We start from the raw sequence: 15,837 nt of genomic DNA, 5'->3' as shown, positions 1-15,837 counted from the left end.
GAAGCTAGAGATACTTAGCTTCGGGCTTAGACTGGCGATTAAAATAATATATCAGATGCTTTTATGCAAGCCCCTATCGGTATAAAATCGTTAAATATCTGAGAAAACACCAGGAATTCATTGTTCCAGGATTGTTTCTGATTCGTGAAGTAACCGCCCATTTTCTGAGAATTTTTTGAGAGAAGGTGCAAACGGAGCTTGCAAAAGTAACAGGTATTCTCCATATCTTTAATGCTTGATTCATCCTTATCATAAATATCAAATTTAAATGCGATATGGCCATTAAGTAGAATTTCCTTAAAAGGTATAACTTAATTTTTAAGCTAATTATCCAATATCGCCAGCAATTATATTATCAGTTATTTCAATTTGGTAATTTTAGTAGATGTATTGAAAGTTTTAATTGTATTTGTAAATGAAGATTTAACTCTTGTTAGTTTTGATGGTTGTAAACGTCAAAATAAACTGATTACCTTGGAACTTAACGAACATTTTAATATCAAAGGAATAATTTTATATTCCTTGAAGTGAAAGCTGGTGAGGGGTAATACGGTTTGGTTAGAAAAAGAACGTGAAAAAGTGCTATATCTCTATATCTATAGCGTTTCTCAGATGGCTGGAACATATTGTGGTTCTCACGTTCGGTAGCAGATTTTTGATTGCCATTCCCGTGCCGATGTATCTCATACCAATTCTCTGTAAAGATGCGCTTAATAATAGAGCTTCCGTGGCAGGCGAGCGAGCGGGTGAAGTGGAGTGAGGACTTTGTGGGAGGCATCTCAATGGCAAGCTGTTGACGAGCACATCGGACTAGTTAGTGCTTGCAAGCCTGTTTTCAGCGTTTGCCTTTGCTCGTTTGCGATCGCTCTTGACACGCAAAACACTATCTATTTATTAAGCGCATCTTTAAAAAGAATTGGTATCACCTCTTTTTTCCTCAGCCCTTTTTTCCTCACCTCTCAGTCCTCAGTCCTCACCTCTCAGCCCTCAGTCATCTCTCCTCCCTTCTCTTACCAAGGGTTGCCAATCAACGTGAAAGCTGCCCAGTAGAAAGGATGCTCAAGGCTTCTATTTCCCAGTCCAGCCATTGAGGGTGGCAAGGGAAAGCTGCCATTGAGGGTGCGGAGTTGACCTCCCTCTAAGCGCACTTTGCCCTTGAGCATTGCCACCTGTGCCTGACGCACCGCCTCCGCCTTGATGGGCGCTTTTTTCAATTGTTCGTAGAACTCTGTCATCAACCCCAAAGTCCCTTCATCGCTGACGTACCAGAGACTCGCTAGGGCTGACTTGACGCCTGCCTGCACTGATAACCCGGCAAAGCCTAATTCTGCCTGTTCATCTCCCAAGGCTGTGCGACAGGCACTTAGCACCAGCAATTCTACAGGAGGGTCATTCCAACCTAACTCCCGCAGCTGATCCAATCTCAGCTTGGTGTCCCACAGCTGAATATAGGAATTGCTCGGGTTCCCTGACTTAAATTCCCCATGCGTGCCTAGGTGAACAATTCCGAAAGGTTCTTGCTGACGCTGCGCCTTAAGATTTTTCAGAGTGAAGGCATCGTTGAGGAAAGATTTACCCGACCATAGGGAAGAGGCGATAATGGACAATTCCACGGGCACGGCGGGTAAGGGGTTTTGGTTGGTAAATTTGGCTGCTCCCATTGCCAGGACTTGGGTTTTTTTAATATCCCGGTAACGAGTATCGGTTAGGCTGAGACTCGGCATGAGTCCGACGCTGTATTTTTCCACTAGGAATTGTTGACCGTCATGGAGGGCAGCAACCGGAAGACTCCGCAACCCTGTATCCATAAGGAAAACCAAATTATCGATCTTGCTAGCTTCTAAATCAGCTTTTACGGGTGCTATCAACCACTTATAGAGTTGTTGGGAAGAATTGAGGTAACGGTTTGTTTTAAGCGGCTTAGTGATTTCTGAGCGAAATTCCTGGGCGACTTTGAGAACTTGACGGCGTGTTACCCCTGTGACTCTCCTGCGAATTGGTGGCTTTTTAGCTGTCACAATGACGAGTTCGAGTTGGTCGTTATCCTGCGGTAGGGGATTGTTTGACGATTGAGCTGGAAGTTGAGCTAGCTGATTTAGGGCTAATCCCTGAGAGTTGAATTGCCAAAGAATATCTAATCGTGGCGCGGGATAAGGGAGTTGACTTTTATCTGCTGCTGTTCCTGGTGTAACTGTTGCAGGCACAAAAGCAACATAAATGAGTGCCGGTTTCACTCCAGTTGCTTTCTCAATTTCGTTAAGAATTTCACGCGCCTCATCCAAGGTTTTTAGGGGAAGATCGGGAGCAAGTCCCAAATATTGCTGGAATTGCCTTGTAAGCTCTTGGTCGATTTGAGCAACAACCGGATCGATTTCGACTGAGGCAAGGGTTCTCGTTGCCGGTATTCGTGTCAGTGGCGTCTCCTGCGGTGGTGATAATTCGCTGGAAAGTGGCGTTGGGGAAGGTGTTGGCGTGGGAATTGGTGTGGGGATTGGCGTGGGAATTGGTGTGGGGATTGGAGTTGGAATTGGCTCAGCTACATTGATGGTGAGCTGTTGCGGGGCGGAGAAGGAAACGCGATCGCTCGCACTAATTGTAAAGGCATTGAGCAAACCAGTCGCACCCGTAGGCGGTGTGTAAACTAAAACATCGCTCAACGACAAAATGGTTCCCGGTACGATGACGGTACCATCTTGTTTGGTCAGCGTTCCCCCATTAATGGCATCAATGCGTATTGAGGTAAAATCGCTATTTGCATCGGTTATAGATGGATTTAAACTCGCAACAGTGAATGTAATCGACTGATTTTGTTGAGTATCCGTTAGCAGGGTATTAGCGGTCAAAGTCGGTGCTTGGTTAATAAAGGTTATCTGAATCCCATCAACACTAGGATTGCCCACCTCGAAGGTATTGTTATTGGGAATCAGCGTATCGATAGATGGAATTATTTGTGTAGGAGAAGAAGAAATTAGCTCCCCATTCCCACTACTTCCACCCGTGTCAATCGCTCCTTCCGTACCGTTGTTAGTCTTATCGCCGACGATAAATTGAAAGTTATCTTGCCCCCCATCATGCTGGATGAAAACCGAGCCTCCTAGAGTCACTCCACTGGTGAGGATAGTTGCCGAAGTTCCGCCAATTATATTCAGTCCCTTAACAACTCCTAGGGAAGATATTGTGACATTACCACCGCTGAGTGAGCCATCGATTCCATCTACTTGTTCTTTAGCTTGGGTATTAATTGTATTAAAGGTAATATTGCCATCTGTTGTTAAGGTAACTAACCCACCTAATGCATTAGTAACCAGATCGGAAAAATCTGGATCGGGAGGGGGGGGATTAACAGTAGCAGAGGAATTAATGTTGCCGGCGATTATATCGTCCTTAGCTGTGAATTTGACCGCACCCCCTGTAGCAACGATGGGGTCAGTAGCAGAGGAATCAATATCGCCGGTTTGAATACTACCTTGGGCATCTAAGGTAACTGAGCCGCCTATCGCATCGAATAAAGCGGCACCACCACTTGTTTGGCTAACAACAGCAGAGGAATTAATGGCATCTGTTTTAAGATTGCCTCCAGATGTTATCTTGACGTCACCCCCTGTAGCTCCTGGATTATCTCCAAGGAAAAATATGTCAGCTTTTGCAAAAGAATTAATTGTGCCTGTAGTGATGTTACTGCCAGCTTCTAAAGTGACTGCGCCGCCTGTAGATTGAAAATAAGAGGTGGAGGAGGAATTGATATCGCCATTAACTGTAATTGTGCCGGTGTTAGTAGTTAAACTCACCAGACCACCATCATTATTATTATTAGAGGAAGTAATATCACCTGTAAGAATGTTCCCATTAGTGGCATCCAGGATGATACTTCCACTGTTCGCGTATAAGTTAGAGGTGTCTAGATTGCCGGTAGCGATCGCGCCGTTGCTACTGGTGAGTTGAATCTTCCCGAACGGACCAAAACCAGGAGGAGGATCGATCTTAATATTTCCAACAGTGATACTTGCTCCGGAAATTGTTATATCTCTTCCATTGGTTCGGATGGTGTTCGCCGTATTTTGCATCACAAAAGAACCAACCTTATCACCATCAGCGTCTGCCGTAAAAGTGATTGACGTAGCAGGCCCGCCGCCGAAGTTCAGAGTTCCGTCACTTGTAAGATCGTTGATAGTGATGTTGTTAGTCGCTTGCAAAATCACATTGCCAGAGGCGGAGGCATTTTCCAGTTCGGTTTCCGAAATGATGAAATTTGCAGGAGCATCACCCTCAAGAATTGTGCCATCGGCTAATTCAACGTCTTGCGCTCCCGGACCCGCACTTTGATCTGTTACCGTGATATTGAGTGGATCAAGTAGTAAGGTTCCCGCCTTACCTTGTGGCGCTAGCGTATCCACCTTACCTTTGAAAGTTAAGCTTTCCTTGCCTGAAACTTCCACAAATCCGCCGTCGCCGGAATTTTTGCCGCCACGAGCGCTGATATTGCCGTAAAATTCAGTTGCCTTGTCAGACCAAACGATCGCACGACCCCCATTACCGTTGTTCTTGCTATCGACATCGATCGAAGAGTCTGGACTGACATAAGTTCTCGAGGCATTCGGTACCGTTCCCTTTCCTTGATAATCGCCGCCAATTAGCACCGTTCCGCCGCCAAGACTGCCGGAAGCGTTGATGTTGGCACCCACCAGCCCTACTTTGTCACCCAGAACCTGCACTTTACCGCCAGTCTGACCGGATGCGTTAAGGTTGCCAGCTACAATCGCAGTACCTGTATCGGTGGGGATTGCAACGCCAGATCCCGTGAGTACCACTTGACCTTTACTATTAACAGTGAGTTTAGTCGCATTCCCAATTTTTCCGCCAGTCAGCAGCTGCGGTACGGATTGAGGATTAGGGATAGGGGATTGGGGATTAAAATTCTGAGTCGCGACCTCCAAACTGAGTAGGTTTCCAGGTTGACTAATCCGCACGGATTTTCCGCCGGAAACCGCTGCCACAGTAATATTTCCTTCTGGTGCCAAAAGTTGCCCAGTATTAACGATAGTGCCACCGAGTAAGGTGAGATTTTTCCCCTGTCCTACTGCTAAGTTTCCAGAGTTAACGATGGCACCGGGTTGGGGAGCCGTGAAAGCAAAAGTGCTGGGATTTCCTTCTAAAGCGGCATAATTATTGTTACCGATGGCATTAAACCAATTATTGCCAAAGCCGATACTGTTGGCGGTGGTGGCAGTGAAAGATGCAGGCACATTTAGACTAGCGTTGTTGCCAAATACAATTCCGGCTGGATTCATCAAAAATAAGTTTGAATTGCCGCCAGTGACTTGAATTAAGCCATTAATGACGGAGACATCTCCACCCACAACTCGACCGAGAATATTCTGAATGCTGGGGGTGGATAGGAAGTTGGCAATCTCACCTTGATGGAGATCAAATTGGTTAAAGCTGTGGAAGAGATTCTCACCTTGGCTTGATAGCTTACCGCCAGTGATGTCGAAGCGATCGCCATTGACGTTGACAAGGGTACCAGTGCCATCAGCAGCCGGAATGATGGGTTGTGCCAATGCTTTTTCTAAGCTGATGACTCCTGCTAGAGGCAAGGCTGCCATCACTAGGCTAACTTTTCTCACTAAGGGTTTCATAATTGCTCTCTCTTGCAGATATTAAGAAATATTGAACAACCAATCGCAGTTCTGCTTTGCCGAAGTCACTACGTTTTTGTTTACACGGGTTGTTCCTTTAACCAATCGCTAACTGTGATGTACTTTCTGGACAGTTATTATACTGCTGTTATAACTTATCTCAACCAGGATTGTCTTCAGGAACTAAAAACAACCAAGTCTAAGAAAAAAGTTTTTTTAGAAGAATTTGATGAGACTTATGGATGAATTTAATTTTATCGGAAAATACTGACACAAAAGCGTCTATCCCCACCTTAGTATTTTGAAAGGAATTTTCTGCAAAAATAAAATCATAATCGTCAAAAATGATCGTGCCGCCAACTTTAACAAGCGCCCAAGTTAAAACTGCATCTTCCAGAACATCGCTGGCTAGGTGGGAGCCATCAATGTAAACTAAATCATAAAAACCCAAGGGTAACAAACGCAATATTTGTTGAGATCTACCTACTATTTTTCGTACCTTTTCCGCTGCACCCGTACGATTTATATTAAAGTCAAATCGCTCTTCTACAGAGCTTAGATAGTCACAATCATATCTTTGATGTTCTAAGCTACCTGCAAAGGTATCTATACAGGTAATTTGGCTAGAACTATCTATTAAAATATTTTCTAAAAACCAGCAAGTAGATCGCCCCTCCCAACTGCCTATTTCTAAAATATTTAATCCAGGTATTTTAGATAAAGGTTTAAGATGCTCATTCAAAATATCAAGGTTGCGGCTAAACCAGTCTGTAGAAAATTGATAACCTTTCAATATTGTCTCAATTTGATAACGAGCTTTTGAAAATTCAGGCTTGATTGTTAAGAGTTTACGGTAATAGCTCATTGCCTCGGCAACTCTACCCTTTTGCTGGAAAATCATGCCTAAATCGTAGTAGGCTTCAGGAAAGTCAGGTTTAACTTCCAGCGCTTTCTGATAACAAGCGATCGCTTGTTCAATCTGTTCTTGCATCCACAATCTTGCTCCCATTTTAAAATAGGCTTCAGCTAAGAGGTTTTGCGATCCCTGGTAGTTACTTATATACCCTTGAACAGAGAAAATTTGAGCAGATGTCTGCAAATCGGCGATTGCTTCTGGATAGTTACCCAATTTAGAATGGGCATTCCCCCGGTTATTGTAGGCGGCGGCAAAGTTAGGATTAAGCTGCAATGCCAGAGTATAATCGTCAATTGCTCCTTGAGTATCTCCTAAATCGAAGCGTGCGACACCTCGATTAGTGTAAGCTTCAGGAAAATTAGGATTGATATTCAGCGCCTGAGTGTAATCCTCAATTGCTTTTTGCCCATCGCCAAGTCTGGAGCAAGTATTACCCCGATTGTAATAAGCAACAGCATCATGGGGATTGAGATGCAAGATTTTGCTATATTCCTCGAAAGCTTTTTGATAGTAGATTTGCCAAATTCTCTGTACTGTTAAATGCCTTTCCTGGTGGTGATGTCTGTAAGTTTGGGCTTCGTGCTGTCTCCAGATAATCACTTGTTCAGCAACAGAAATCCCGGTTTGACCAGAGAGGAATAAGCTTAAAAATAAAGTGCCAGTTGAGAGATATTCGGTTTGCACTAGGTTGAAGATGCGGGGCAAGTCTTGTACCCAGTCTCCAATCTTGAGGCTGAAGCAGGGAGGGCAGAATTTTAAATTAGCGATCGCTTCTCGAAATAATTCATTTCCCTGCTCTTGATAAATTGGGGAAGGCACATCCTTGAACTGCCCGATAACTGCTGTATAAGGTAATGCTAAGGATGCATTGAGAAAGCTTGGTAAACTCTCTAGCGCCTCATCATCCCCATCTAGAATAAATACTTGTTTTACATTTTCTCTTTTTGCATCAGCCAGAGCCTGTATCAGCGTAGAAGCTGGCCCTTTATGCTCTAGGCGTCTAATTTGGCATCTATTTTTAACAGCAGCCAAATTAGGAAAAATATTGCTTCCATCATCGTATACAACAATATCAAAATCTCCCTGAATCGAACGGATAGCCCGTTCTAGATAGGGATAGCTAGGATCGTAATATCGAATAATGATCCGTGTCATCGCCGTCAACTTAAGAATACAGAACAGTGTTCATCCCACACCAGTCGCTCAAAATTCCCCTAGTCTGAGTCATGATGCTTTCGTTGCCACACTCCAAATAATTTTCGTGTATCTGTCATAAGGAGTAGGGAAGCCCTGCCCTTACTGGCATCGGAAGACTCTAGAGATTGTGAAATTTAATTGTCTCCAATGATACTTTGCAACTTTTGGCAGTAATCTGGGATCTTTAGCCCAGAGTCTTTGCAGCACCTAGTGATGTTGTAGGCGATCGCGCATCAAGAGGGCGATCTGCTCACATCTGCGACTCTAATTGTTGTAACTAATTGGAAAATTCAGAAAATTCTATCAATCGCGCCATTTTCCGGCTGATAACCTTAAGCAGTAGGCTCTCTGGGGTTCTCTCTGTCTTAGGTCTTCTTGCTTATTTGTTAATATTTTGTTACAAACAAGAGAGTAAGCACTCTTATGGACGCGAAACATTATGTTAGGCGGCCTTACTGGTTTCACAAACAATACTGGCACTGATTGGGGAGAACGCCTCCTCAATACAGTCGCTAGCAAGACTATTCGCCACATGTTTACCCAGAGTGAGTCTGTGGAAGTTGCTGTTCGCTGCTATCCCTCCAGCAAGCTTTTGCAGGGCAGTATTGACAGCTTCAAAATGAGCGGTAGTGGTCTTGTGATTCGCCGCGAGTTTCGCACCGAGGAGATGTCGTTTGAGACAGACGCCGTCTCGATTGACTTCAGTTGTGTAATGCAAGGTCAGATTCGCCTTAAGCAACCCACCCAGGCAGTTGTACAGGTGACGCTAACCCAGGCAGATATTAACCAATCCTTTCAGGCAGAACTGGTGCAGAAGCGCCTGCAAGATATTTCCACACCAGCTTTGACAGATTTATCTGGCGGTCAGCCCGTTTCCTTTACCGAAGTCCAAGTACAGCTGCTGCCCGAAAACCAAGTGCAAATTTTTGCAAAGGCAGATTTGGGCGAAAAAGGATTGGTGCCACTCAGCATGAAATCAACCTTAAGCGTGGAACGGCGACGTCGAATTCGGTTTAAAGATCCTCAATTTCAGGCAGAGGCGGTGCCAGAAGAAACACGGGAGATTTCTCAGACGTTGACCTCGGCATTTTCTGAAATTTTAGATAACATGGTCGATTTGGATCGCTTTAATCTTGACGGCGTAACCATGCGAATTAACCGCTTGGAGACCCAAGGAGATAAGCTAATTTTCAGTGGCTATGCCCAAATCGAGCGCGTTCCCAATAATCCTTGATTGTAGTCAATCGTCATCGGTTAGTAGGCAGTCGCAGGGTCAGAACTGCGTTAAAAGGAACAGGGATAAGGCGTGGTGGTTGAACACCCCTTTTCTATCCTTAATTCCTTAAGGTAAGCGATCGCACAACTGTGTCTTAACCTCTCAGCCTTAGGATAACAGTAGTGTTATCTGGGAGATATCTTGTGACTGCTGGAACCTCACCCCCGCAGCTTCAGAGAGAGTTAGGGGTTTTGGGTGCCACGATGATGGGTTTGGGTTCGATCGTAGGCACGGGCGTGTTTGTCAGCATCGGCATTGCCGCCGGAATCGCAGGACCGGCGGTAATTTTGGCGATCGCGATTGGAGCCGTTGTGGCAACCTGCAACGGTCTCAATAGTGCCCAGTTAGCAGCGAATCACGCCGTCAGCGGTGGCAGCTACGAATATGGCTACAAGTATCTCAATCCGAGTCTAGGTTTTACCGCAGGCTGGATGTTTCTCTTGGCAAAGACTGCTTCAGCAGCAACGGCAGCTTTAGGTTTTGCTGGCTACTTGCTGAATGCGACAGGTTTGTATGGGCGGGGATTTCTGATTCCCACGGCGCTAGCTGCGGCAATTTTGATGACTTTAATTGTTTTGAGCGGGATTCGCCGCTCTAATCGCGCCAATATTGCCATCGTCTCGGTGTCGCTGCTCTCTTTAATTTTCTTTGTCCTTATCTGTCTACCCCGCGCCACAGAGGTTGGTACAGAAAATCTCACGCCATTTTTCAAAGGTTCTCCGGCGACGGTACTCCAAGCCAGTGCGCTGATGTTTGTGGCTTACACGGGTTATGGAAGGATTGCCACGTTGGGCGAGGAAGCACGGGAACCCCGGAAGACAATCCCAATCGCGATGATTGTTAGCCTGGGGGTGACAATGTTGCTTTACATGGCAGTGGCAACGGTTGGCATTGGGGCGGTCGGGACAGAAATTTTGGGCAAACCAACCCAGGCACAGGCAGCACCCCTCGAGGTGGCAGTTCGCAGCGTTGCCGGTTCAAGAGGTGCGGCGATTTTATCAATTGGTGCGATCGCGGCGATGCTGGGGGTACTATTAAACTTGATTTTGGGTTTGTCCCGCGTGCTGCTGGCGATGGGAAGACGCGGGGATATGCCCAGAATTTTGGCACGGCTAAATCGGCAAGGAACGACACCCGATTTAGCGGTGGTCGTGGTAGGAATTGCGATCGCCCTTTTAGTTCTGCTTGGCAATGTCAAAACGACTTGGTCGTTCAGTGCCTTTAACGTCTTGATTTACTATGCAATTACCAATCTGGCAGCATTAAAAATGCCAGATTCAGAACGGCTCTATCCCAAATGGATAGCCTGGGCAGGTCTAGGATCTTGCCTGTTCCTGGCTTTCTGGGTAGAGCCGCAAATCTGGCAAATGGGTCTGGGATTAATTGTCGCTGGTCTAATCTGGTACCAAGTCAGGCAAAGAGTTAGGGAGTTATGAGTTATTAACTCATAACTCCCTAACTCAAAACTTTTCCTAGCGACCAACACCGATGTATTGGAAACCGGCGCTTTCTATTTCCTTCCGGTTGAGGAAGTTACGACCATCAATCATCACCGCGTTGTTCATCAGCTTAGACATTTTGCTGTAGTCTAGGGTCTGGAACTGCTGCCACTCTGTCACCAACACAAGGGCGTCACAGCCATCAGCCAGCCGTTCGGGATCGGTTTCCACCATCACGCCGGTTAACCCATGACGCATCCCAGTTGAAGAAACAATTGGATCGTAGGCTTTCACTTTCGCCCCCAGCCGGTTTAGTTGCTCGATGAGATTGAGCGCTGGAGCATCGCGCATATCATCGGTATCGGGTTTGAAAGTCAGACCTAGCAATCCCACCGTTTTGCCTTTGAGGATTTTTAGCGCCTGTTGCAGTTTTTCGATCGCAATCACGCGCTGGCGCTGGTTGACACTCACAGCAGATTTGAGCAGTTGAGCTTCATAGCCGTAGTCGTCCGCGGTATGAATCAAAGCCGAGACATCTTTCGGGAAGCAGGAACCACCCCAGCCAATCCCAGCTTGCAAGAACTTGTTACCAATCCGGGAATCCAAACCGATGCCCTTAGCGACTTGGGTAACATCAGCACCAACGCGATCGCAAATATTGGCAACTTCGTTGATAAAGCTGATTTTGGTTGCGAGGAAGGCATTCGCGGCGTACTTAATCATCTCAGCAGAGTTAATGTCTGTCACCACGACGGGCACTTGCGGTAAGGATTTGTCTTCTGCCACCTGGCGCTCGACAATGGGAGCATAGAGTTCCTGCATCATGGCGATCGCTTTCGGATTGGTGCTACCCAGCACAATCCGATCCGGGTTAAAGGTGTCGTAAACCGCCGAACCTTCGCGCAAAAATTCTGGATTGCTAACAACATCAAACTGAGGAGTTGTTTCTAGTGTCAACTCCTCGGTAACAACGCCACCAGCTCCCACTAGGGACTTTTGGCGTTCCAGAACGCCATCAAGTACAATCATCCGCACCCAGTCCCCAGAACCAATTGGCACTGTGGATTTATTCACAATAACTTTGTAACCACCGTCAAGATGAGCGCCAATTCCACGGGCAACGGCTTCAACATACCTGGTATCGCTTTCACCATTTGCCAAAGCGGGCGTCCCTACTGCGATGAACAAAATTTCTCCATGAGCCACTCCAGCACCCAAATCGGTAGTGAACTCAAGATGCCCTGACTGGGAAGCCGATTGCATAATTTCTGACAGTCCTGGCTCATAAATCGGGGACTGTCCCGCCTTCATCAACTTGACTTTTTCTTCGTTATTGTCAACGCAGATGACATGATGTCCAATATGAGCAAGACTGGCACCCGTGACCAAGCCAACATATCCAGTGCCAATTACGCAAACACGCATAGGAGTAAACCTCAAAAAAATTGGAATGACAGTTCTGGGGGTACGATTCTGTTGGGTAGTCTTTTGTTAAAAGTTATTGATAATTGACTTTTGACAAAGGACTCTAATTCACGAATCGCTGGGGATGCGATTCTCCGGCAGAGAAGCTAAGCGATCGCGAAAATCTTCTATAGTCAGTTGTAACCCTTCTTGCAAGGGTATTGTTGGCTCCCAATCCAGCCAAGTCTTTGCCCGCGTGATATCCGGACGCCGTCGGCGAGGATCGTCTTCTGGCAGTGGCTCAAGCTTAATCTTCGAGTCTGGGTTCACCATCTTTTGGACAGCCTCAGCCAGCTCTAAAATCGTATATTCATCGGGATTCCCTAAATTAATCGGTCCCGTATGCTCGCCATTCATCAGCCGCATCAGCCCTTCCACTAGGTCTGAAACGTAGCAGAAACTTCGGGTTTGCGAACCATCACCATAAACGGTTAGGGCGGTACCCCGCAGAGCTTGCACTACAAAGTTGCTAACCACTCGACCGTCATTTTCTAACATTCGAGGGCCGTAGGTGTTGAAGATTCGCGCGACTCGAATTTCTACATGATTCTGGCGATAATAGTCAAACGCCAGTGTTTCTGCAATTCGCTTGCCTTCGTCATAGCAGGAGCGAATTCCTATCGTATTGACATTACCGCGATATTCTTCAGTCTGGGGGTGGATTTCAGGATCGCCGTACACTTCTGAGGTGGAAGCCAAGAGTAATCTCGCCTTCACCCGCTTTGCCAGTCCTAACATATTCAGTGTACCCAGGACATTCGTTTTCACGGTCTTTACTGGGTTGAACTGGTAGTGTACTGGAGAGGCGGGGCAAGCTAGGTGATAAATTTGCTCTACTTCCAAGCGTATCGGTTCGGTGATGTCGTGACGGATGAGTTCAAAATATGGATTATCCAGCCACTTCAGGATGTTGCGTTTGTGTCCGGTATAGAAGTTATCGAGGCAAATGACTTCATGCCCTTGCGTCATTAGCCGGTCGATCAGATGGGAACCGATAAAACCAGCACCACCTGTGACTAAAATTCTCATCTGGCAATTGAGTCTTTTAAGAGTTGGAATCCATCTTAGACTAACCTTGCCATGCGATGGTGTCCAGATGTACCTGCATTTTCAATAAATCTTTGAAGATATCGATGAAGATAATGTAAAGATTAGCGATCGCTCCTCGGCATTCATTTCTTCGCCTCAAGTTCGTTCCTTTCCCACTCTCAGCCTGGAATAGTACCCTATGTAAGACGCCAAGCTATGAAAATGCGCTGGATTTTTAAGCTTAGCTAAGCTTAAAAATCCAGCGTAAGTCTCAATTCAGTAGTCTTAATCCAAGCGCTACTCTTGATCCAGGCGCAACACCGCCATGAAAGCTGATTGCGGTACATCAACCGTCCCAATCGACTTCATGCGCTTCTTCCCTTTAGCCTGCTTCTGCAACAACTTTTTCTTTCGAGAAATATCACCGCCGTAGCACTTGGCAAGCACATCTTTTCTCAAAGCGGGGATATGTTCGCTAGCGACAATCTTACTGCCAATCGCGGCTTGAATCGGAATCTTGAACTGATGCCTAGGAATCAGTTCCTTCAACTTTTCTGTCAAACCACGTCCTACGTTGTAAGCCTTATCCCGATGCACAATCATCGCTAAGGCATCAACGGGGTCGTTGTTGATTAAAATATCTAGCTTAACCAGGGGATTTTCCTGATAGCCAATCAAATGATATTCCATACTGGCATAGCCGCGAGTTCTGGACTTCATTTGGTCAAAAAAGTCCGTCACCACTTCCGCCAGGGGTAACTCATAAGTCAGCGTGGTTCGCCCCTGCGTTAAATACTTCATATCTTTGAAGACACCACGCCGGTTTTGACATAACTCCATCAAAGTCCCCACATAGACTTCTGGGGTAATCATGTCTACCTTGACATAAGGCTCCTCAATTTTTTCCCGCTCGTTCGGCGGCGGTAGGTGGCTGGGATTATCAATGTAAACTTCCTCTCCCTTATTGGTGATCACTCGATAGACCACCGAAGGAGCAGTGATAATCAAATCTAAATCGTATTCCCGCTCTAGACGCTCTTGGACGATCTCCATGTGCAGCAAGCCCAAGAAGCCGCAGCGGAAGCCAAACCCCATCGCGCTGGACGTTTCCGGTTCGTAGTTCAACGCTGCATCATTTAATTTCAGTTTTTCCAGGGCTTCCCGTAAGTCTGGGTATTGGTCAGCATCGGTGGGGAACAAGCCGCAAAAGACCATTGGCTTCGCTTCGGTGTAACCGGGCAATGCCTCGCTAGCAGGGGCATTCGCTAGGGTAATGGTGTCTCCTACGCGAGCATCTTCCACCGCTTTAATGGCCGCTCCTAGGTAGCCCACTTCTCCGGCGTGCAGTTCGTTTACCGGCTTCTGAGTCGGGGAAAGGATACCCAATTCGTCAATTTCATATTCTTTGCCGGTCGCCATCAGACGAACGCGATCGCCTTTTTTGACCGTACCATCCATCACCCGGAAGTATACAATTACACCCCGATAGCTGTCATAGTAACTATCAAAAATTAAAGCTCTCAGCGGTTGGGACACCGTATCTATCGGCGGCGGGACTAAGTGAACGATCGACTCCAGAATCTCGTCAATCCCAAGCCCTTCTTTCGCAGAAGCGAGAATTGCACCGCTACAATCCAGTCCGATAATTTCTTCAATTTCTCCTTTTACCCGATCTGGCTCAGCTCCAGGGAGATCGATTTTATTTAATACTGGAATAATTTCCAGATTATTCTCAAGGGCGAGATAAACATTGGCAAGCGTTTGCGCTTCCACCCCTTGAGAGGCATCCACTACCAAGAGTGCGCCTTCGCAAGCGGCGAGGGAACGCGACACCTCGTAGGAAAAATCTACGTGACCAGGTGTATCAATTAGATTTAGAACGTACTGTTGACCATCCTTGGCGGTATAGTTCATTCGGGCAGCTTGCAGCTTAATCGTAATGCCGCGCTCCCGTTCTAAATCCATATTGTCCAGGAACTGTTCCTTCATCTGCCGATCTTGCACCGTGCCCGTAAACTGCAAGAGGCGATCCGCCAGAGTGGATTTTCCGTGGTCAATGTGGGCAATGATCGAGAAATTACGAATGCGAGAAACAGGTACGTCAGTCATAGCCAAACAAAAAGGCACGAACGGCAATTGAAAAGTTCAGCGGACTTCAAATATTGTAATGTTTCCGATGCCCAGGCAGTTAGGACAGCCGCAGATATGTCCCTTCTGTCAACGTGAAACAATTCTTTAACTTTGAGTAGGACAGTTACCGCCTTCGATGACTATACAGTAGAAAATCTGCGCGGTTTACCTAAATCAGAGACAGCGATAAAAATAGATGCAGGACTGAGGACTGAGGGTTGAGTAGGGAGGACTGAGGACTGAGAGTTGAGGAAGGAGGACTGAGGGTTGAGGAAGGAGGACTGAGTAACTGTCAAACAGTCAGTAAAGCGAAGCGATAACCATTTAATTTGGCACGGGAGGGTGATGAGAACACAGCAAAAGGTATTGTGAATCTAAAGACTTAAAAAGAAATCTTGTGTATTCAAGTAGATTAGGGCACATTGGAATTAAATCCATGCAAAAACTGCTCTGATGAAAAACCTTTAAAAAAAGGGTAATTTTCTGAGGAGAGAACGACTTTTCTACCGAAAAGTGGCAACGCTTCAGGAGCAGCCGCCCTCACCACAAAATAGAGCGCTATTGCCTACTAGCAGTTAGCGCCCAGAGAATGTCAGAATGCATATTAGGGATCGGAATTGCAAAATTTTGTTGCCCATTAGGATTAGGAGCTGCCCTCTACTCACTGCGTTGCTTGCATCAGCAGTTAGCATGGAAAGACGGCGCATCCTCTTCCGCGTTGGATTTGCTTGGAAATGTCATCACTGTACT

General features: G+C 46.3%; 8 protein-coding genes. 3 read left to right on the top strand and 5 right to left on the bottom strand.

Annotated features, from left to right (window positions below):
• The first annotated feature begins 756 nt into the window (after positions 1-756).
• The gene (locus tag NC997_RS17225) at positions 757-1,050 is read left to right on the top strand and encodes a hypothetical protein (RefSeq protein WP_348257812.1); all 294 of its coding nucleotides are present in this window, start codon (positions 757-759) and stop codon (positions 1,048-1,050) included.
• Here the strand turns inward: NC997_RS17225 and NC997_RS17220 are convergent.
• Entirely contained in the window at positions 1,011-5,636 is a 4,626-nt protein-coding gene (locus NC997_RS17220) for a CHAT domain-containing protein (protein WP_199306125.1), read from the bottom strand. The two genes, NC997_RS17225 and NC997_RS17220, sit on opposite strands and share 40 nt — an antisense overlap.
• A gap of 199 nt (positions 5,637-5,835) precedes the next feature.
• The gene (locus NC997_RS17215) at positions 5,836-7,707 is read right to left on the bottom strand and encodes a tetratricopeptide repeat protein (protein WP_190526471.1); all 1,872 of its coding nucleotides are present in this window, start codon (positions 7,705-7,707) and stop codon (positions 5,836-5,838) included.
• Positions 7,708-8,188: 481 nt separating this feature from the next.
• Between NC997_RS17215 and NC997_RS17210 the strand changes: the two genes are divergently transcribed.
• A complete protein-coding gene (locus NC997_RS17210) occupies positions 8,189-8,983 on the top strand; it encodes a DUF2993 domain-containing protein (protein WP_190428742.1) in 795 nt (264 codons plus the stop codon).
• Between the two features lie 185 nt (positions 8,984-9,168).
• Positions 9,169-10,461, top strand: coding sequence for an amino acid permease (locus NC997_RS17205; protein WP_190526469.1), 1,293 nt, complete (start codon positions 9,169-9,171; stop codon positions 10,459-10,461).
• Positions 10,462-10,497: 36 nt separating this feature from the next.
• On the opposite strand, the gene NC997_RS17200 is transcribed toward NC997_RS17205, so the two are convergent.
• The 3 genes from NC997_RS17200 to lepA all read right to left on the bottom strand — a co-directional run bounded on the left by NC997_RS17200 (position 10,498) and on the right by lepA (position 15,066).
• Positions 10,498-11,889 carry a UDP-glucose/GDP-mannose dehydrogenase family protein gene (locus NC997_RS17200; RefSeq protein ID WP_190526467.1) on the bottom strand — a complete coding sequence of 464 codons (1,392 nt, stop codon included), beginning with the start codon at positions 11,887-11,889 and terminating at the stop codon, positions 10,498-10,500.
• Between the two features lie 108 nt (positions 11,890-11,997).
• Positions 11,998-12,957 carry a UDP-glucuronic acid decarboxylase family protein gene (locus NC997_RS17195; protein ID WP_190526465.1) on the bottom strand — a complete coding sequence of 320 codons (960 nt, stop codon included), beginning with the start codon at positions 12,955-12,957 and terminating at the stop codon, positions 11,998-12,000.
• Positions 12,958-13,254: 297 nt separating this feature from the next.
• Positions 13,255-15,066, bottom strand: coding sequence for a translation elongation factor 4 (lepA, locus tag NC997_RS17190; RefSeq protein WP_190411324.1), 1,812 nt, complete (start codon positions 15,064-15,066; stop codon positions 13,255-13,257).
• Positions 15,067-15,837 lie beyond the last annotated feature (771 nt).

This window comes from Trichocoleus sp. DQ-A2, from assembly GCF_039961915.1.
GTDB lineage: Bacteria > Cyanobacteriota > Cyanobacteriia > Cyanobacteriales > FACHB-T130 > FACHB-T130.
Note: the sequence above shows the minus strand (reverse complement) of the source record. Positions and strands in the feature narration are given on the sequence as shown.